Source organism: Chthoniobacter sp., from assembly GCF_040003245.1.
Lineage (GTDB): Bacteria > Verrucomicrobiota > Verrucomicrobiia > Chthoniobacterales > Chthoniobacteraceae > Chthoniobacter.
On sequence record NZ_JBDUCX010000032.1, the window covers coordinates 1 to 19,761 of the forward strand.

12 protein-coding genes and 1 tRNA gene are annotated in these 19,761 nt (G+C 61.2%); 6 read left to right on the forward strand and 7 right to left on the reverse strand.

Translation table 11 applies throughout. The features are described from left to right. Window positions 1-161: 161 nt before the first annotated feature. Together ABJF10_RS06265 and ABJF10_RS06270 are read right to left on the reverse strand one after the other, a co-directional pair. Window positions 162-968: a hypothetical protein gene (locus ABJF10_RS06265; RefSeq protein ID WP_348543675.1), complete on the reverse strand. Its 807-nt coding sequence runs from the start codon at window positions 966-968 to the stop codon at window positions 162-164. Window positions 969-2,140: 1,172 nt separating this feature from the next. Continuing rightward, a complete protein-coding gene (locus ABJF10_RS06270) occupies window positions 2,141-2,602 on the reverse strand; it encodes a hypothetical protein (protein ID WP_348543676.1) in 462 nt (153 codons plus the stop codon). Here ABJF10_RS06270 and ABJF10_RS06275 point away from each other — a divergent pair. Beyond that, window positions 2,573-7,732, forward strand: a complete 5,160-nt coding sequence (locus ABJF10_RS06275) for a hypothetical protein (RefSeq protein ID WP_348543677.1) — start codon at window positions 2,573-2,575, stop codon at window positions 7,730-7,732. The two genes, ABJF10_RS06270 and ABJF10_RS06275, sit on opposite strands and share 30 nt — an antisense overlap. Before the next feature lie 54 nt (window positions 7,733-7,786). Beyond that, entirely contained in the window at window positions 7,787-8,860 is a 1,074-nt protein-coding gene (locus ABJF10_RS06280) for a hypothetical protein (RefSeq protein ID WP_348543678.1), read from the forward strand. Between the two features lie 661 nt (window positions 8,861-9,521). On the opposite strand, the gene ABJF10_RS06285 is transcribed toward ABJF10_RS06280, so the two are convergent. Genes ABJF10_RS06285 through ABJF10_RS06295 form a run of 3 tightly spaced genes read right to left on the reverse strand, consistent with a single transcriptional unit; the run spans window position 9,522 to window position 14,095 of the window. Beyond that, window positions 9,522-11,261 (reverse strand): hypothetical protein, encoded by a 1,740-nt coding sequence (locus ABJF10_RS06285; RefSeq protein WP_348543679.1) that lies wholly within the window; start codon window positions 11,259-11,261, stop codon window positions 9,522-9,524. Beyond that, the gene (locus ABJF10_RS06290; RefSeq protein WP_348543680.1) at window positions 11,258-13,381 is read right to left on the reverse strand and encodes a hypothetical protein; all 2,124 of its coding nucleotides are present in this window, start codon (window positions 13,379-13,381) and stop codon (window positions 11,258-11,260) included. The genes ABJF10_RS06285 and ABJF10_RS06290 overlap by 4 nt, the downstream gene beginning before the upstream one ends. After that, complete coding sequence (locus tag ABJF10_RS06295; protein ID WP_348543681.1) at window positions 13,382-14,095, reverse strand: hypothetical protein; 714 nt, start codon at window positions 14,093-14,095, stop codon at window positions 13,382-13,384. It abuts the gene before it with no gap. A gap of 61 nt (window positions 14,096-14,156) precedes the next feature. On the opposite strand from ABJF10_RS06295, the gene ABJF10_RS06300 reads away from it, so the two are divergent. Next, window positions 14,157-14,798 (forward strand): hypothetical protein, encoded by a 642-nt coding sequence (locus ABJF10_RS06300; RefSeq protein ID WP_348543682.1) that lies wholly within the window; start codon window positions 14,157-14,159, stop codon window positions 14,796-14,798. Window positions 14,799-15,828: 1,030 nt separating this feature from the next. On the opposite strand, the gene ABJF10_RS06305 is transcribed toward ABJF10_RS06300, so the two are convergent. Beyond that, window positions 15,829-15,920: transfer RNA gene (locus ABJF10_RS06305), tRNA-Ser, on the reverse strand. A gap of 124 nt (window positions 15,921-16,044) precedes the next feature. Here ABJF10_RS06305 and ABJF10_RS06310 point away from each other — a divergent pair. Genes ABJF10_RS06310 through ABJF10_RS06320 form a run of 3 tightly spaced genes read left to right on the forward strand, consistent with a single transcriptional unit; the run spans window position 16,045 to window position 17,619 of the window. Then, window positions 16,045-16,584 carry a (2Fe-2S) ferredoxin domain-containing protein gene (locus ABJF10_RS06310; RefSeq protein ID WP_348543683.1) on the forward strand — a complete coding sequence of 180 codons (540 nt, stop codon included), beginning with the start codon at window positions 16,045-16,047 and terminating at the stop codon, window positions 16,582-16,584. Between the two features lie 44 nt (window positions 16,585-16,628). Continuing rightward, window positions 16,629-17,108, forward strand: a complete 480-nt coding sequence (locus tag ABJF10_RS06315) for a DNA starvation/stationary phase protection protein (protein ID WP_348543684.1) — start codon at window positions 16,629-16,631, stop codon at window positions 17,106-17,108. A 10-nt stretch (window positions 17,109-17,118) separates the two neighbouring features. Further along, window positions 17,119-17,619, forward strand: coding sequence for a hypothetical protein (locus ABJF10_RS06320; RefSeq protein ID WP_348543685.1), 501 nt, complete (start codon window positions 17,119-17,121; stop codon window positions 17,617-17,619). A gap of 25 nt (window positions 17,620-17,644) precedes the next feature. Here the strand turns inward: ABJF10_RS06320 and ABJF10_RS06325 are convergent, their stop codons facing one another. Continuing rightward, on the reverse strand, window positions 17,645-19,618 hold the full coding sequence (locus ABJF10_RS06325) for a CehA/McbA family metallohydrolase (protein WP_348543686.1): 1,974 nt from the start codon (window positions 19,616-19,618) through the stop codon (window positions 17,645-17,647). Window positions 19,619-19,761 lie beyond the last annotated feature (143 nt).

The following is a 19,761-nucleotide window of genomic DNA, read 5'->3' on the forward strand; positions in this document are numbered from 1 at the left end:
CGCGTTCGGCCCGGCGTTCGGCCCGTTGCTGACGGCGCGTGTCGCGTTGTTGGCGAGTGAAGTCGGATGTTGGCATTGGTCTGGTTCTTTTGGGTTCGATGATGTTCAAGTCGCCGCAGCGGCCCCGTTCCGTGTTCTGCGACGATATTTTTCAAATAAGGTCAGGGCGTTCCCGACGGCGGGGCTCCTTCCGCTAGCGCGGTCGGGTTTGTGGGCGTGAGCGCGGCGCTCACGAGCTTCACGGCCTCCGCGAGCGTCGGTGCGCTGATGACGCGATTCGGCAGCCCGGCGATGAGCGGTGAGCGGGTGGCGCTCGGGTGTGCAAGAACCAGCGTGATTTCCGGCGGCAGTTCTTTCAGCGGTGTCGTACGACCGGCGCGCCCAAGGGGTTGATCTTTCAGGTCGGAAACGAGGATGAGGTAGCCGTGATGGCCCGGTGGAAAATCCGCCTTCGCAGCCGTGAGCACGGCACCACATACATCCGAGCGCCGGTAGTCGCCGCGGCGGCGAGCAAGTTCGCGGGCAAAGCGCTGCGAGGTTTCCGTCTGTTTCCGCAAGGCGCCCGCGAGCCACGCCTGCGCAGATGCCTTCTGCGTCTCCCGCCATTGGAGATAACCATCCTTTCCGTTCTTCCACGCGGCGAGGTCAGCCTGAAACTTCGCCACAGCCCGCTGATAATCCCCGAGCCGCAGGCCCTCCTGCGGGGGTGTCGGCATCTCGCGGGTGAAGGGCTCGAATTTTGCCTGCGGCGCCTGCGCCTCGGATGATTCCTCGACGACGCGATAGCTGAGGATGAGCGGGTGCGACTGCGAGAGAGCGACGAGCACTGTCGCCACGTCGGTATTGAATTGCGGGTTGTCCTTCGGGTCGCTGAAATCCTCGATGACCGTGATTGCGACGGGTTCGGCGGCGAAGAGCGAAGAACCAAGAACGGAGAGGAAGGTGACGATGAGCAGTGGGATTTTCATGGTGAGGTTTGTGGGCTTGCAATGAGTCCAAGTCGCCGACACCACGCCCTTCCGGCCTCACACCAAAAAAAACTCAACGGCGCCCCGCGGAACGGACACTGGTTGGAATCGCAAAGTTCCCTCCGGGAGACGCCCACACTCGCTGGAAATGTCAGTGCTCTTCGGGGCTGCGGCCTCCGTTTCGGAATTACCGAGCCTCCGCGTTTGTCAAATGAAGTTGAGTGCGTGTGTCTCGCGCGGCATTGAGCGGCTCGTCCAAACAGGTCTCGATCCGCGCCTGCATCTGTGCCTGCTCGATGAAATGGCGACGGATTCGGAAGAATCCTTCCGAGAAAGTCGGCTCCCTCAGGTAGCGTCCGGAAATCCGCAACCGCTATGACAAACCGAGTGAAGCATTTTCGACCGCGTAAGATGCTGTCGTGGACACTGTTGCATACGATATTGGGAACCCTGCTATTTTCCGATTCTGGCACTTGGTGGATAGTGGGCTGCAACCATTTAGATCAATCTCAAGGGGCGTCCCTCGACCACGCTGAGGAGACTCATAAGGGGGCTGTGAGGGCCGTGGGACAAGGCTTGGCTGAATCTTACGAGCAGCCCTGACCGGATCAGCAGCAGACCCAAGGGATCCTTCGCGACCACGCGTTAAGGTGAGATGAAGTCACTTCGGCGCGCACGTGGGCAGGCAACTGGGGAGGGGCTCAGCCATGTTGATCTCACAACGGAGGTCGGCGACTGGCGGATCGAGGGGGTGGTCGATCGTCGACGCAAGAATGGTGGGCTGGTGCTTATGTTCAGGAACAAGTAGTGCGTGTAGTCGTATCCAACGCCGCTCGCAGGGCGCCTCGCTCCGCTCGACGAAACGCTTGGACGCTGTCACATGCCAACGCCACTCGCTGCTCTGCGCATGGTTGACCGCGAGCGCTGACCGGCAATCACGACGGCGGCCGCGGCCCGCGAATGCTTCGACGGCTATGGCTACGCTCAATTACCCCGTCCAGCCTACAGCGACTGCGCCGATGTTCGACGCCATTGGGCTGTTGCTCTGCCGATCCCCGTAGTATTCCTCCAAGGACATGAGTGGTTCCCCAAAATATCGATTCTCGGGGCCGGACGCTGACGTGGCGCGCGCGGCCTACCTCGAACTGACCCCAGAGTTACGCCTCCGGTTTCTAAAAAGGACGGCGAAGCATGTGCCCGGAGCCGTCAGAAAAGTGCTCCGTCTGGCACGAGTCCCAGCGGGAATGACCGCCGAACGGACGGAGCGTTGGCTTACTCACCATTGGCTCAAGCAGATTGAAGCAGTTCTTTTGGAGCCCGATAATGCCCCGGCTTTGTTTCTTTTGCTTTGCCAACTGAAGAGACGTCCAGAACCCGGTTTTGAAGAGTTTCTGGAAGCCGCGGAACCATGGCTTGCACCGCAGGCGGAAGAGGACGACTTGGAAAGCGAAGCGGATTGCGAAGAAATCGCTGCCGATGAAGAGGCCCCCTCGCCTCTTGATCGCTTCGCGAAGCTCGACGATCTGCTCAATATGGTTGAGGAAGGCGTCGCCACATTGAGGGAGGTGCGCGTCTTGGAAGACGTGGAAGTTACCGCTCGTTGCATGGCTGAGGCTGACGAGGTGGCGGCGCAACTGCGATCCGAACTGACCGCGATTGGCGCAGACCTTGGCGAGACTGTGCCGGAGATGGAAACGCGCGCCGAGTTTGTCGATTGCTGGGAGAAATTCTCCTCCCTTCAACGCCTGCGTAATGGAGGGCGGGCATGGTGGAGCGCTCTCGCGGCGCATTTCACCACTGCTGTAGCGCATCATCCTCGGGCGGGGCGGCGCAGCGAACTCGCCGCGCAACTTGGCGCGGCCGGCAGCCAGTTGCAGGCGGCGGCCGAATTGACGGATACTCCGATTCCACCCGGCCCGACTGACCCGAAGGAGTGGACTGAATGGGCGTGGAGTTGCGAGGGTCCAGAACAGATCGAATTGCTGGGCTCCTTACACCCGATCGTTCCGGCACTGGGAGATTTGATTGAAAAGGCCGCACTAGGGTCCGAGATCTTTTGGCGGGAGGAGGCGGTGGAAGAATCCGCGACGACCGCATCGGTGGAGACGGTCTTGGAACCAGTCGAGCAACCCGTTGCGACACCAGAAGAGATCGTGAGCGAGCCCGCGCCGCAGGCTCTGCCGGAGGTGAAAATCGCTCCCCAAACCCCACCGGAGAAACCTGTGGTGACAGCGCCAGTTTTAGAGGAGAGGCCAGCAGTCGAGGAAAAACCCGCCGCCCCATCTTTCGATCCCCCTCCAGCACTCGCCTCGATCGACGAGAATTTGCATCTGCCGCTTTGGCAAAGCCGCAGATTCGGGCTCGCCGCGCTCATTGCGGACGCGGCCGAACCGGGCGACAGCACGGTGCCACCTTGGGTGTTGCGCGTGGCCGCGCTTGGACCGGCGATTCGTTTAGAGGACGGCTCTCTCGCGGCTCCTCTCGCCGCGGAGCTGGCCGGATTTTCTCGGGAAAGCCTGCGCAATCATCATCGCATCGCGGAACGGGCCACGCGCTTGCTGCTCGCAGCAGCGCTGCTTCGTCCGGCGTTGCACGCACCCGCGACGGGCGCGGCCTCCGTCCTCAGTCAGCTCGATCTCGATGCTGAACTGGGACTTCGGGAGGTGGCGGCAGTGGCCGCTTCGGTGTCGCGGTTCGGTTTTCACGGTGTTGGCTTGAGTTCGGCCGGCCTCGGTGTCGCGGGCGAACTCTCGAATTTGGTCAAGTTGCGCAGCGATTTGCGCTCCGATTATGACGCCTGGCTTCAAGAAGCGGGGGATGCACGCCTAAAATATGTGCCCGCGCTCAATATCTGGCATAATTGGATCGGGCGCGGTTCGGACGCGGGCGCGGCCTTGAAAGGGATGCTCGACGCGGTTTTTGCCGGCGCTACGGATGAAGCTGCCGGTCTGAACCAATGGAATAGCCACGAAGCCGTCACTGCACGAATTCGCGAGGGCATGCTCGTTTATGGGAATGGGAATGCTTTGGAAGGCAACGTTCTCAGGCGTCTCCAAGGAATGGTCGAGCGAGCGGTGCAACTCGCACGTCGGCGTCTGGCACTGGATGAAAAGTCGGTTCGGGGGGCGGAGGGATTCTTGCGCGACGCGGTGAACCAGCTCATCACCCAAGTGCGTGCGCATCTTCCCGGCGCTTTGGCAGAGGCGGTCTCGCTCGGGCGGGAAAATCAAGACTTGGGGGTGCGCACCGCCGCAACCTTGCTCGAAGCGGAACTCCGGCTACTCGATCCGCTGCTCGCAGGAAAGGAAAGCGCAGCCGTCGGCGAGCCGTCGGCCGATGATCTCTGTGCCGCCGAACTCCTGCGCTTGCGCGAGGTCGAGTTCGATGAAGAGATGCACCCGCGCGTGACAGAAGAAGGAACCGTGAAACTCCTTGCTGGCCTCGCAGCGTCGGGCGCACCCGATTGGGCCGCCGCCTGGCGCCTGCAGTGCGAGGCGGGGAATCACTCCGCAACCGCTTGGCTGCTGGAATTCTTCGAGCGAAAACCACAGCCGGGCTGCGATCCCGAGCAGCTTGGGCACGAGCGCGATGGATTGGTGGCGACCGCACAGCATCGGCTGAAGCAGAGTCTCAACCATGCTCTTGATGCGCTCAATGTGGGCGCGCGTTTCGGTTACTGTTCCCAGGCGGAGGTGCAAAGCTGGAGCGCGGAGCTGGAGTTCCTGAAGGAGCTGGCGGGCGAAGATCTCAACTTCTGGCGGCACGATGCGGCCATCGCGGAAATCCGGCAGCGACTCGACTCCCGCCGTGCCGTGGCGGTTGAGGAAGCCCGAGGGCGGCTCGCTCGCATCGAAAATGTGAAAATCGAGCAGCGCGCTCGGGTCGAAAAGGTGCTCGCGGATGGCGACGTGCAAACCGCCAACGACTATCTCGAACGCCTGACCTCCGGCCGGACTCTGCCAGAGCCGACGATCGCAGACGCTTCCCTCGACCGCTTCTTCGGTCCAGAGGGCTGGATTCACCGAGGACCGGAAGGTCTCCGCGGAAAAGGTGGAACCCAGCTTCAGCAACTCATTCGCGAGGGTTCGTCTTTGGAATCGCTCGATTTTTCGCAGCTTCCGGAGGGTGAAGTGCGCGCAGCGGCGCTCGCGCTGGTGGCGGCTTGGTTTGAGTTGCATCAATCGCGCAGACTCTCCGTCGAGGCATTGAAGCAGGTTTTCGCCGGCCTTGGATTTCAGCCACGTGGGGCACGGTCCAGCGGTCCATCACAAGGAGCCTCGACGGTTGAACGTAGCACCGTCCAGACAGAACCGCTGAGTGATCGCGAAATTTGTGCGGTGGCGACCTTTGGTTCCCAAGCGGCGGGGGAGTATCGTGTCACTGGCATCTGGGGCCGCCCGGATGTGGACGATCTTCTCGGTTTGGTGCGCTCAGCCAATGTCCCGGTCGGGGCCGCGCATCTGGTGCTCTATTTCGGCGTGCTCGATGCAAACGCCCGACGCCGGCTCGCGCGCGACTGCCGCAGCAAACGCGGAGCATTTGCGGTGATCGATGATGCGTTGCTCGTCTTCTTGGCCGCACAGCCGCGTGGACGGCTCGCGGCGCTCTTCGCCGATGCCCTGCCATTTGCCCTCGTGGAGCCCTACAAGCACACCGGCGAAGTTCCGCCGGAGATGTTTTATGGGAGGCGGCGGGAATTCGATTCGTTGCTCGACCCGACTGGCTCCTGCCTCGTCTATGGCGGGCGTCAGCTCGGCAAGACTGCGCTTTTGCATGCGGTGCGCGGAGCCTTTCACCGACCGGCGGAGCAGCACTACAGCTATTATTTGGACTTGGCGAAGGACATTTTCCGCCTGGGTCGGCCCGTGGATTCGCTGTGGACGCGCCTCATCGAGGTCTGGAAAACCGACCGTATTCTCCCGGAAAAGACGCCCGCCAACACCGGCGCACCCCGCGTGCTGGAACTAGTCCGCCACTGGCTCGACGCGGACCCGCAACGCCGCATCCTGCTGCTTCTCGATGAGGCGGACAAATTCTTTGAAGCGGACGCCCAGCCTGCGGATCGCGACGCGGATCCCTACCCACGTTCGACGCTGCTCCGCGGCGCAATGCGCGAAACCGGCGGGCGGCTGAAGGTGGTCTTCGCGGGCTTGCACAACGTCCAGCGGTTCAGCCGGCAGAGCAACAGCCCGCTGGCTCACCTGAACCAGCCGATTTGCATCGGCCCGATGTTAAGCGCGGGTGAGGCAGAAGAGGCGCAGCGGCTCATCGAATGGCCGCTCGCTGCCGCCGGCTATCGCTTTGCCTCTTCCGATCTCCCGGCGCGCATCCTTGCGTTGACGAACTACTACCCAAGTCTCCTGCAACTCGTGGGCTCGTCCTTGCTCGCTCACCTTCAGGAGCGGCACACCACGCTCTTCGATTGGCGGCAGACGCCACCATGCATGATCGAAGAAAGGCATCTCGATGAGGTCTTTGCCCGGCAGGATCTGCACGCCCGCATGCGCGATCACTTCCGCCTAACGCTCGACCTTGATCGCCGATACCGCGCCATCGCTTACTGGCTGGCCTATCGCCACAAGATCGACGGCCGAGAGGAGGGCTATGAAAGTGCGGAATTGCGCGCCGATTTGCTCCGCGAATGGCCGCTCGGTTTCACCAGTCATGACGATCCAGATCACTTCCGCGCTCTTCTCGAAGAGATGGTCGGACTCGGGATCCTCCGCCAAGTAGGGCTCACCGGGCGGTTTGCCTTGCGCAATCCCAACGTCGTGACCCTGCTCGGCAGCGAGGCGGAAATAGACGGCGAGATCGATCAGATGAAAACGTTGGAGCGCGAATTGACCTACGATGCGCGCACCTTCCGCCGCCGCCTAAACGGCACCGAAGCCGAAGGCGTGAGTCCACTCACGACGGAACAGGAGGGAATGTTGCACCGGGGCGAGAGCCTCGTCGCCATCATCCACGGCAGCGCCGCCAGTGCCCTGGATCAAGTGCCGAGGGCACTTTTGTCCCTGCTATCTCCGTGGTCCACCGAAACCGCAGAGCAGATCGTTTCGCCCCCCGCCTTTCGCACCTGGCTGGATCGGGTCGAGCGGCGGGATCAGGAGGGTTACCAGCTCCTGCTGGTGCCGGCGGCGCTGCCTTGGGATCGCGTCTGGGTGGAAGCGGCGTTGGAGCGTCTGCGCCGGCACAGCTCACGCAAGGCTTTTACCATCGTCGTCTTCTTCGCAGATCCTGATCGGACGGCTGCATTGGTCGAGGCGGCGGCGCTGCCTGAAAGCGATGCGGCCCTGCGCACACTCACACTGGTGCCCTGGCACGACGATGCAATCCGTCAGTGGTTTGAGGAACACAACGCGGTGCCCACTACGCCCTCCCGGCGCGAACTACTCCGCGACGCCACCGGCGGCTGGCACCGCTGGATTGAGCCGCTCTGCCAGACGCCCGAGAGGGGATTCGACGCCGCGCTGGCAACCGCGCGTCAACGCCTATCCCAACCGGCCGAACTCGCCCGCTGCGGCGAAGATCTGTTCGGAGCGGCATCAGCAGAATCCGCCTCCCGCCGCCGTATGCTTTCCGCCGCAGCCGACCTCGACGGCGCGACGAGCGCAGAGATCGCCGAGTTACTCGGGGTCGATTTGACGACCGTGGACTCTGCTCTGCGGTGGGCAGCGCTGCTGGGGGTAGCAAACGAAGCGGGCGGGCGCTGGAAGATTGAACCCTTCGCCGCCCGCTGCTTGGCGGCCAGCGCGACAACTTAGCCGGCGATGTTCAGCTTTTGGCAATTGCCCGGCCCCGCCCGCTGGCTGGGCGGGTTGGCAGAAGATCTCGCCCAAGGGAGGAGCCTCGCGCTGGCGATGCCTGCGCGACCACCCGACGGCTGGCTCGATGCGCTCCGCCAGGCGCTTCGGGATCGTGCCTCACTCGAAGTGGAGCGAATGAGCGCCAACGGCGACGCCCCTCTCGCGCAACTGGCCAGCCGCTTTGCGGGCGCGGATGCGGCTAACTTGCCGGCGCTAGTTGTCGCGCCTGCCTTTGCCGGACAGTGCGTCGCCATCCTTGATGTGCCCGGCGAGCATTGGGCGGCGTGGTGTGCGCTACTCACCCAGTTCGAGGTTGCGACCCGCGGCTGCAGTTTGTTCGCGCGTCCGCGGCTTTTGGTGGCGGGCGGTGCGGTCGCACTCTCCTCTCCACCAGCTCCGCAACCGGGACTCATCGCGCATCGGTGGAATGGAGCCGCCGCTCCGCTCGATTTGCGGCTCTATGCCGCGATCCTTTTCGAGGAAGCCGCCGGACCACCGTGGCAGCGTCAGCTTGCGGCGGCGGTTTCTGCGGAACTCGCCTTATGGGATCCCGAACTCTGTGAATTTTGTCGGCGGCTGACACTTGCTGATCTGCTCGATCCGCTGGTCCCACTTCAGAACTGGGCCGCCGAACGATGCTGGTCTGCGGAAGATCCAGCCATGAATGAGGCAGCAGCTTGGCACCTCGGCTGCCGCCATGAATGCGACGGTCAGCCGAGGGAACACGCTGCGTGGCTCGCCCTACGTGGCGACCAAGCCTCCTTGGCCCAGCGCGTTTGGAGCGCGCAAGTCGGCGTCCTGTTTCCACTCCTTGAACGCCACCGGCAAAGTCTGATTGGCCGGTGGCCTCGCCGCCTCACGGTTCCATACACGACTCCTTCGGGGCAGAGAATTGAAGACCGACGCGATCTCGAACTTGCGCACATTGCAGCACAATGGCGCGGCCTGACGGATATGCGACGAGAACGCGAGTTTGCAGTTTGGCTCCGGGACCTCCGGAATTGCCTGGCTCATGGAGAGCCGGTCGCAGCCGACGTTTTACAATCCCCGATGTGGCAGGAACGCTTTGGGCGACCCGAACAATAGGCTGCTACTCGCAGCCACTACCCGATCTCAAACCGGGAGCGGCAGTCCCGAAGTTTTCACCAACGCTGTTATCCATTCTCCCGGCTTCCCGGCCTGGGACGCTGGGAAACTTCGCTGCAACGGGGTTAAATTGGCTGTGTGCATTCACCAAATGCTCACGGTCGAGGGGGATTAGGGGGACGGTCAGCCGCGGAGATATTTCTGTTTTTCTACGGAAAATAACCAATTCCTTTGCGATGCTCGATCGCCGCGCGAAAATTCTGCCGGCGAAGAAGTAAAATTCGGTCGGGCGGATAGAACCCGGATCAGCATTCTAATATTCTGTCGTTAAGATACTTAGATGCACTATTGGGAACCCTGCTATTTTCCGTTTTTGCGGCCTGATGGATCAGGCGCACCGCAACCTGCTATCAGTCGCAGCGTACGCCCACGCGAGAGGGCTGTCCCGGATTGGACCGGCATGTGGACGCCGTGTCTATCGCCCTAAGAAGTCCGCGGAAATAGCAGTGGTCGGCCTCAGAGGGCGTGCGCGTCGCGCGGAGAGGGGCTGCGCTGACCGGGTTTCCCCGCTCGGTTGCATTCGCGGTGATCACGGCAGGTGGCGCTTGGGAGTAATTCAGCCCGGTGTGGTCCCGATACGGAAGAGATGCGTTGAGCCCGCTCAGACCAAGTTACGTGCGCAGCGAGTGAGCCACCGCTCCGCGCGGAGGCTGGAGATCAAAATCAGGATGGGCCAGCTAATGCAGTAGTCCACTTGGAGTTCATCGGTCGAGCTGTGACCCAAGATGCGCGCCACCAGGTCGAAGGCACCGTTAGTGCGGCTGCCCAGCAGCTCCAGCCAATGAGCGAGGTGGGCCGGGGCAAAGAATGGGCTATCGCCGATCCAAGCCTGTATTCTGGAATCGTCCAAGAGCCACGGATCCCGGGCCAACTCCACTGCGACAACTGCCCACGAGGCGAAGGCATACCGGACTTGGTGGTGCCGATCAAGATGCACGAAGTTCAGCTTCTTGAACGCCGTGTTAAGCTTCGCCCGGACGTCGTCCCGGGTCGGCGGGGGTGGGTAGCCGGTGAGAAGCTCATAAGGTGTCATCTCCTCCGGGTGGGCGGCTTGGGATGCAGCATACCAGGTTCGGACCAGAGGCTGCCACTCGGCCGGCACCAGTTTGTGCAACGGCAGGTGAATAGGAGGAGCGTGCGTATTTTTCGTCGCGACGATGGTGAAGTCCGTGGCGCCATCCACGATAACGATGTCGCGTAATGCCGTGGATGCGAAATCCGAAAGGCGTCGCCCCGAATAGACGTCCACAAGGTGTATGACGAAAGCCGTGAGTGCTTGGAGATCAGTCTCTGTAGCCGGACTGTGGAGGAGCATAGTCTCCAATGCCCCGAACGGGATGAGGTTCAGTTTTAGTTCTCGCTCGGGTGGCGGACCCGCGAATAGCTTACTGGAGGCATTGCCCTTTGTGGCGGCGTTTACCGAGGTGCTCAGTTTGGTCCGCGCGGCTGCCATCAGCCGGTGTGCCTCCTTCATTGGTTGTGAAACCCTGGTTGGCTTGGCCTTTTTTCTTTCGGCGGCGAGCACACGCGGAATCTCTCGGAGGTAGCGAGCCAGCGATGAGTGATTTCCCGAATGGCCCGAACCTGTATTCATCCGGATGATTTCCGTGACCAGTTCATATGCCGACCAGTCCTGTGAATCATCTCGCCGCAGTTTCGGGTTTGGTGCGCTCACCGTGAATTTCACGCCAGGATCCTTTTTTCCCGCCCACTTCCTAAATCGGCGAACCAAGAAACGCGTCTGATGATACAGCGACGCACGACCCTTCGGGCACCTGGGAGCGGGATCGGCGTCCAGTTTGACCTCACTACAGATCCACGAGGTTCCGCCTTCGAGCATCGCCATCGGCCACCGGGCATTCTGCCCTCGGAAATTGCAAACCCGGATGAGCAGAGGCGAGTGACACTCGTGCAGGCGTGCCTCAAAAAGCCGTGCCAGCGACCTCATCGAAAAGTCAGGCGAAACATAGTACTGCAACTCGGCCATGAGGAGTTTTCGCAGGACAGCCGGATCTTTCGCCGCCCGGAGGAAATCCTGGATCGCGTCGGCATCCAGTCCTTTGAAGACATTTGGAACGCGGATGGAGTAACCAGATTTTTGGTGGCGTTTCATCAGACTGGGGATGAGGAGCCAGTCGGCGCCGATAAACGCTGATGGGTCCAAAGCCGCGAGCGCGGTGATCCCTGGCACCCCTAGGGGCAAAAGACGCAACCGTGAAAGAAACGACGCAAGAGGCTCGTCCCGGCACCATTGAATCGCTTCGAGCAGGTATATTCCGTCGGCAAGTAGCTTGCTGTTGGTGCTGTGGCCGTGGCGGCGCGCGGTCGTCTGCGCGCTCATGATTTGAGGATGTGCAGCCGCTTCAAGAGGGTGATCGCGGCGCGTTCCCGAAGCTCCCACTCCACGATTGGTTCTAGTCGATTCCGGTTCAAGGCACCCGACCCGCCATCCGGAGAGTGATCGTGCAGTTCCATGACCTCCCGGTCGAAGTGATCGTCACCGCTGAGGAGATGGTAACTCAGGCAGCGCATCGTGTTCGCGTGGAGGAACCCAAAGCGCTCGGTCAATGGATGATGGAGGAGCCCATCAAGGATCAGCGCCTTCCGCGGCTCCCTCACTACAATGACTTTTCTGGGGCACGTCTTGGGCAAAAATCCGTAGGCGCGAATCCATTCACCAACGCCAGGCCGCGTGACGCTGTAACCGAGTCCCTCCCAGCGCTCAAACGCGCGATAGAAGATCTCTGCAACCTCGACGAGAGCGGCCTCCAAGGCTCGCGGATAATAAATTGGTCGTGGGCGAATTTTCTCATGGATCAGCTCTGCTGGTCGCGAGAGCTGCCACGGTTCTCTCACGCGCAATACGATCGGCGCCGCTTCCGGGTAGTTGCGTTTGAACGTCAGAAATACCTCCAACAAGCGCGTCACTGCGGCAATCGCATTAAGGAGTATCGCTTGTGAGCCGAAATCCTTCGGCATCTGTTCGCGGGCCTCACGGATCAATTGGTCGCGAGCTTGAAACAAACTTGTCGCGTCGGAAATCTTGATGCAGTGGGCACTTCCGCAACGCGGTATTTCACTGACAAACGGATCACACGGAGACGGCATACCGAGCCGATCCAATCCGCGGAGGTGACGCTTCTCCCCGCCGAGCGGATCCCAGTGCATGTAGCTCCGATACCCAGGTGCGCGCAGTTTACCTCCATACTCCCGGAGAACATTGAGCCCGTATTCCGGCAACACCCAGGATCCTCCCCACCAAATCGGCGCGTTCCAGCGCAGTGCGTATGCCAGTTTGGCCGGGCTGCAATCATGGCTGCGCAACCATTTGGCATGCTCCTCGGCCAAGCGCTCATGGGGCACTACCCTCAAAGCGGTTTCCAAGGGGGTCGCGATTTCGCTCGGGATGCGACGGAAAAACGTGTCCCCAACGGGATAATGGAGGTTGGGGTCCAACTCGTGATCCATCGCGAGCGCCGGCGCAGGCGTTGCAAGATAGCAGCAGTCACCGTTCCGGTGGAGTTTCGCTACGGGAATGTGCTCGATCGCGAGGCAGGACGTGAGCTGCGCGCAGCTCAATAGTGCTCCGAGACTGGTATGCCATTCGGCGCGGGCGTCCTGAACGATTCGTCCCAACCTCGCCTCGGAAAGCTGACCGAATGGAGCCATCCCGCACAGTTGACGCGGGGGCAGTTTACGACGTGATCCGGGCCGACTGCCCCAGTCTTGCTGCTCCTGCATCGCCGCCTTCACCCGCTGCGCTTCCTCATCTTCCACCGTGCGGACCCATTCCATCGCCCGCACGCGCTGGGATGTGGGATAATGAAGCTGCGATGTCACCGTGACCAGACCCGTTTCCACCGGCATTTTCCAATCAGACTTGTGGCGGTGGATCTTCGACTCCCGCCAATTTTCATAACGGCGGAATTTGACGAGAAGGCTCCGGGCTTTCTGCTGCCACCATTCGACATGTTGGTCCGGGGCAATGGTCTCCGGAATTACGATCTGGTCATCGGGTGGGAGCAAAAGATAGTAGCCCTGCTGGCGGACGCGGTGCAGCAGTGCCACGTCCTTCCCGAAGTTCCGCATTCCCGAGATTCCATGTTCCCGGCACGTTGCCGACAGATAGCCGAGATGAGTCTCAGTGAGGTTTATATGAAACAGATTCCAACGCGCACCTCGCAAAATCCCGTGGCGATTGTTGGGAAAAAGCGTCAGAGCGTTCCCCAGCTCTTCGCGGTTGCACACGGATCTCGCGGCCAGCATGTGCCCGAGAGGATCCCTCTTCAGATCGGGGATTTGATCCAACCTACTGGCATCGATCAGCACGGCGATGGCCATTTGCGTCGGGTGGTCCATAAAGGGATACGCCCCTAGAAGGATGGCATCGCCACCACCGGTGCCTCCCGGCGAGTAGCTGAGACCAAAATGATGAGCGATCCGCCCGAGCATTACTTTCATTTACGGATTTGTCGGAGGCGCCGACGGCGTGACGTCTGGAGTGATCTTGGGGGCAGCTTCCGAATTTGAGCGAGGCCGTGCAGGGCAGATGAATTCCAGAAACTCCTCTTCGGACTTATTCACAATAATCGTCTTGACCATCCCCTTGGCCCATTCCTCCGACACCCCTTCAAAGTGGCGGCGCTTCGCCGCCCGCGCCAAAAACTCCTTGGAAAACGACAGATCGAACCGAATGCGGAGGTTCCGAGAACGCTTTGCAGCAGCTTTTGCTGCCGCATTAGCCGCCTTCGCAGCGGTCTTTGCGTCCGCGGTGGGCATTGCCTCTTCGACCAGCTTGGCCCCCGCTGCATCTACCCCGATCATTTCGGCGTGCTCTTTCGACTCAATGACCGGCACCAGAGGCGTCGGCGCTACCGTGGATTCGGGATCAGGATTCAGGGGCGCAGTCGGCGCGGTCGGGCGAGACTCGGTTTCTGGAGCGACCCCCCCGTGTGCTAAGCCATTGTTCTGCTTTTCACGTTCTGCAGGAGGAATCGGAGGCGAGACCGATTCCTTGCTGGGCTCGTCCGACGAGGGCTCGGTTTCACGGTCCGGTTCGACAGGCGCTGGCGGTTTATCGGTTGCGGTGGGCGGGGTGATAACGTCCGTTACTCCCTCCCGGAGGGAAGGTAAATTAGCAGACGTTGTATTGGCGGATGGAGTGATGGTTTTCATCACTATTCTCCATAGGATCGAAATCCCTGGCGTGCAGTGATCAAAAGTGGTAACATGCTGAGTGAAGACCATTATTCGGACGACAGAAATCAAAACGGCGAGCCTGCGCGACCTTTTGGCGACTTCGTCCAATGTGATCGTCCTGCGACGGGCCGGAGTCCTTCTGGCCCTCATCGAGGGTAAAACTCAGACAACCGTGGCCCTCGACTTCGGTTTACCGCGATCAAAGGTATGCGCGTTGAAGTCTCGCTTCGTAGCCGAGGAGAGTGTCCGGTGGGTCGGTCTCCCATCCATGGGTGGCCGCTCGAAAAAACTCACGGAAAGGGAACAAGCCGAATTTGTCCGGGACTGCGTGGAAAAAAAGAAGGTGCCGAACAGGAAATATACCGTCGAATCCTTACCGACTGTAGTTTCCATCTCCGGGATTACTAAAATGCGCATCACGCGTGCTGCTGGGGTGGTGTTTCCTGGTGGATGGCTGCCGAAACCACGCGAAGAGGGGCGAAGGCGTCCATTAAAAGCCCCCGCCGTCGTTCCCGATTGCGGGGAAAGAGCTTCGGCGTCCCCCACACCGACAGGGCGCGCCCGAAAAACCAAGGTGAAAAAGGCGGTAACGACCACGCCGTCAGACGAAAGCCTTAAAACTGAACTTCCCCGTCGCGCGGATCCGCCACCAATTACGCAGCTAGAATTCGGATGGTAGAGAATAGAGCTTTAGGCTGTCCATTTCCTCCGACTCTGCCCACAAGGCCCGTCGTTTCCCAGTCCACGTCGTTCGGCTCCGGGCTCATGTAAAGCGGGGTGCCGACCATCCTGGGTGAAAAGTGTGCGGTCGGTGATCCGCGTGAGTTCATTTCGATCTCTGGAGTGAAGGCGATCTCGGTTTGCAAGAAGCCCGCGGCGGAGGTAGCCGCGCGGCGAGGAGTTCTCGGACATCGTGCTGGAACTCAGCGTCGTCGCCGCTGAAATCGGCACAGGGGGGCGATTCACATGGGGACGCCTGCCGGGTGTCTTGACCGGCCATGATTTGCGACCCGCTCCAACTTGGTTTAAGCCGGATGCGCATAATCCCGGTCCCCCCGTCTGCAAGGAAGGGATGCTGTAGTGGACGCGCGGACATCTTGGAAATGCTCGATTCGGTGGGACGTTGAAAGGCCCAAGACGGCCAATCAAAAAAAACCTGCAAGATTTTAGCCGCGTCCGCAGGAGCACCCCATAGGCAATGAGTGACCACCTTGCCATCCTCCGCCGCCGCACCTTGTGCCTGCGGGAGAGACGCATGGCAGAGTCTCCCGCTGCAGATCGATAAGGCCACCTTTTTTTTGCATGTGGGCACGGCGCGAGGAAAACGCGCCATTTTTCATAAAATGGTCATTATCACCCAGCACGGCGGAAAGCACGGAGGCCGGAAGACATTGATCGACAAAGAAAGTGCTTGGGCGTTTTACGTGACGTGGATTCGCAGTGGCCGCGGGGATGAAGTGCCGCGCATGCCCTGCGAATCCCCAAGCCCGCTTCCAGCACGGACTCTCTCACCAATTGGGAGGAAGACCGCAAGCTGCGGCCTGGAAAAAAGTCGCGCGCATGTAAATGATTGCTGCGGCCCGGATTGAGGCCCGGATTTCTCCGATCTGAACTAGTCTGATCTAATCCACGCAGAAAGTATCGAAGCCTACCAAGCGGGTGCCCAAGCTGCACATCTTCCTTACTTTAAGGGCTTTCCACTGATGAAATGGCGGAAGGGGTGGGATTTGAACCCACGGTGCCTTTAACAGCACGCTCGATTTCGAGTCGAGTGCCTTAGACCGGACTCAGCCACCCTTCCGTGGTGGGCGGGAGAGGTAGCACCGCCCTCCGCGCGATTCCAGCGGAATTTTGCGGGTTCCTGAAATTGATCAGACCGTTTGCAATCCGACGGCAGCGGGCAAGTATATCGCCCCCTTCCCTTCATGGCTTCACCTGTCCCGACCCATTTCGAACTGCACGGCGAGTTCTGCGGTTTCATTCGCACGCTCCTGGGCAAGAAGCGCATGGTCCTGCGGGTCGGCGGGGAGGACCATTTTCTCAAGGTGGAAAAGGAATTGCGCCATCGGCTGAAAGCGACGCTGGCGCCGGGGTCGGAAATCCTCGTCTCCGGTGCGGAAGTGGACGATCACGGGCGGCCGATTCTGAAGCGCGTGGTTTCCGATGTGCGGCTCATGACGGCCAACGGGCCGGTGGCCTGCGTGCGCTACCCGGTCCGCGTGTGCACGAAAAAGACGTGCTGGCGCAATGGCGGACAGGAGCTCTGGCACGCCTTGGAAGGCACCCTCGCCCGGCGCGGGTTCACGGCGACCGTGGAATTGGAAGGCGTCCATTGCCTCGACCACTGCAAACGTGGCCCGAATGCCGAATGGCAGGGACACGACTATCACCACTGCACCCCGAGGGATGCCGAGCGGATCGTCGATGCGGCGGCGGGGAAGTTGGCCAAAGTGGAGGGTAGATAGCCCGCCGCAACATGCTACGCTATCGGCTAGTCCCCACCCATATTATGAGCACCACCACCTCCAAACCGACGACCGCAGTCAAGAAAGACACCCGCATCATCGATGGGCTGAACCTCGTGGTTGCGGATTCCTACGCCCTCATGGCGCTCACGCACCTCGCCCACTGGAATGTGGAAGGCCCGGATTTCTTCCCGCTCCACAAGGCGTTTCAGGAGCAATATGAGAACCTGTTTGAGGCCGTGGATGAAGTCGCGGAACGTGTCCGCGCACTGGATAGCTACGTCATCGGCGGGCTGGGCACTTTCGCCAAGGTGGCGCAGATGGAGGAGTTCAAGTCGCCCATGCCGCAGAAGGATTACGTGGCCGCGCTCATCGTGGCTCACGAAAAGGTGATGGACGACGCGACCCGCACCCGCGACCTCGCCGGCGAGTCTTCCGATTTGCAAACGCAGGACCTCATGATCAAGCGCCTCCAGTGGCACCAGAAAACACTCTGGATGCTGAACAGCTATCTCAAGCCCTGAGTCCGTTCCCGTGAACCCCGCGATTTGTAGCACCTCCATCGCCGCCGACTGTGAGTCGTCGAGCTGCCGCCAGCGTTGCGCGCTGGAGGTGATCGATGAGCTGCTCCGCGAGCACGAAGCCATCTCAGGCGAGGAAGCCGATCTCCTGCTCGATCTGCGCTGGCACCTCCGCCAAGGTAGCGACGCGGAAGGAACCCTGCGGCTTTTCTGCGACCTGCGCATTCGCCTGGAGCAGCGCCACTACCTGGCCTTCTTCCGCCTGCGCCGCTGGCTGGAAAATCACCTCGTCGCCTCGGTCCGGCTTTGCCCCGCCGCCGAGCCGCATCTCACCCCGGTGAAATTCGACCGCTATTGCGTGGAAGCCATCCGCCGCGTCTGCCTGTGCGCCGCACTCGGTCGGGGCAGTGTGCTCCTGGCACCTCGCGTGCGGTTTTGCTTTCACGACGTGACCACCCAGGTGGCCGACGTTAAAACCAGCGAAAACCTGGTCGCGGTCGAATCGGCCGTCTAAGCAGGGCGATCCGGTTTTGCGGTGGTCAGGGGCTTTGGGCGCGCTGCAGTGCTGAGACTTGGGTGGTAATCGAATCGTCGCAGCCCTTGAGGGCCTCGGCCAGTTTCGCCGCGTCTCCTCCCGCATGCTCGAGGATGGCTTTGGCGTAGCCACGCGCCGAGGTGAATTTTCCATCGCCGTCCGCATCGAGCCAGACGGGGTTGGTGGCCCCGATCACGTGCGGGTCACGGACGCGATCGGTGGGCTGGTAGGGAAGCGGGATCGCCCAGTACGGCGCGGTCACACCCGGTCCACTGGCGATCGCCACGAGATACGTGTCGCGCGCCGGGCGCGGCATCCGCCATTCGATGCGCGCCTTTTCACCACCGCCGCCCGACGCCTTGATCGCCTGCTCGCGAATCTTGATGCCATTCGCGTACAACTCCACGCGATCCGCCTGCACCCAGGCGGGACCCAGCACGCGCACCGCGACCTTGATTTCGTCGCCCAGCGACGTGGCGAGATCACCCGCTTCAAATCGGTCGTTCACCATCAATTGCGTCAACAACCCCATGCTCACACTTGCGTGGCCGGCCTGGAGATTGCGGCAGGCTTCGTCGACGCTGATGCCGCCGGGCTTCGCGTCGTCGCAGGCGATGTACGTGCGCCCCTGCCCGACGATGAAGCGCGAGACATCGTGCGAGTCGCTGGAGCCGACCGCCGTGACCCGATAGCCATGATTGAGCAGCGCAAACCAGTCGCGAAAGCTGCGCATGAAATCCGATTGCAGCGTGCCGGAATTGCCAACCTCGATCGCATCGAAGGTGAACTCAGGGCCGCGCAGATTGTCGCCGCTGGCCGCATCGAAATTCTCCGGGGCGAATGGAATGAACGAGTTATGGATATCGCGCGGGTGATTCAGGATCACCACTTGCACGCCCGGGACGTTGCGTATCGATGTCATCAGGGCCGGCCAGTCCGTGAGGCTGGCATCGGGCAGTGGCCCGGTCGCACTGGCCATTGGAAAGGCAATGAAATGCCCAACCGTGGTGGTGACTTCGTCGCCCAGCACCAGCGTGAAATAGTCGGCCACTTTTAACCGGCGGGCCACGTCGGCATAGTCGGCATGGATATTGTGATCGGACGCAATCGCGAGTTCGATGCCTTCCCCGGCGAGGGTCAGCACACGGTCCTCCGTGGTCGCATCGCCATGTTTGCTGTAGGTGAAGGTGTGAATGTGCGTGTCGCACGCCACCAGTCCCGGCGTCTCCACTTCGCGCCCGATTTGCAAGGCCACTTCCTCCGAGCTTCCCGCCCGCACCGAGATCTTTCGCTCGGCGACGCCGTACTCGAATCCGCGCGTCGCATAGATCGTGTATTCGCCCGCTGGCAGTCCGAAAACCGCCTCTCCATTCCCGGTGTAAACAACGCCCGCGCGCACCGCCAGCGTCTGCCCGGGATCAGCGGAAATCGGCGCCAGCATTCCGCGCGCATCGGCCACGGTAATGCGGCAGGGCAACGCACCATGGGAAACTCCGTCCGTCACGCGGACATGGATCATCCCATCGTGAGCGGCCTCCGCCGGTGGCCGCACATCGAGGAGAATCTCATCCACGAAGATGTCGTCCATCATTTCCGGCGAAAGGATGGAGAGATTATTTTCGCCTTCGTGCAGCGTACCGGGCGGGATTGCGATTGTCGCCACCTCCGGATATTCGATCAGATCGAGGTTGCCGAGTTTGCGTCCATTGAGGAGCACCGGCCATTTCAGTTTCACGTCCCGCTGGCGGATGAAAATCGTCGCGGCCCGCGCGTTGGCGTGAGCGTTGAATGCAATCTGGAGCGACCGCCCTTCCGGTTGAGTGCCGTCGAGATCGCGCCATTCCCGTTCCCCTTCGAAACCGAGATGATGGCTGTGGCTGTCGATCACCTGCGGCCCTTCCGCGTGAACAACGCCCGCTAGAAACACGCCGGCCACGCCAGCGAAAAGCGCGCGGATGATTGACAGAGGGGACTTCATGATAGGGGCCGTGCACTCTGGCACGACCAACAGCACCTCGTCGACCCGTGAGACGCCAGCGTGCTTAGATTACTGCCTAAAAAGAGCTCTCTCCTCGCGTGTCATTCTGAGCGGAGTGTAACGCAGTCGAAGAACCCCGTCGC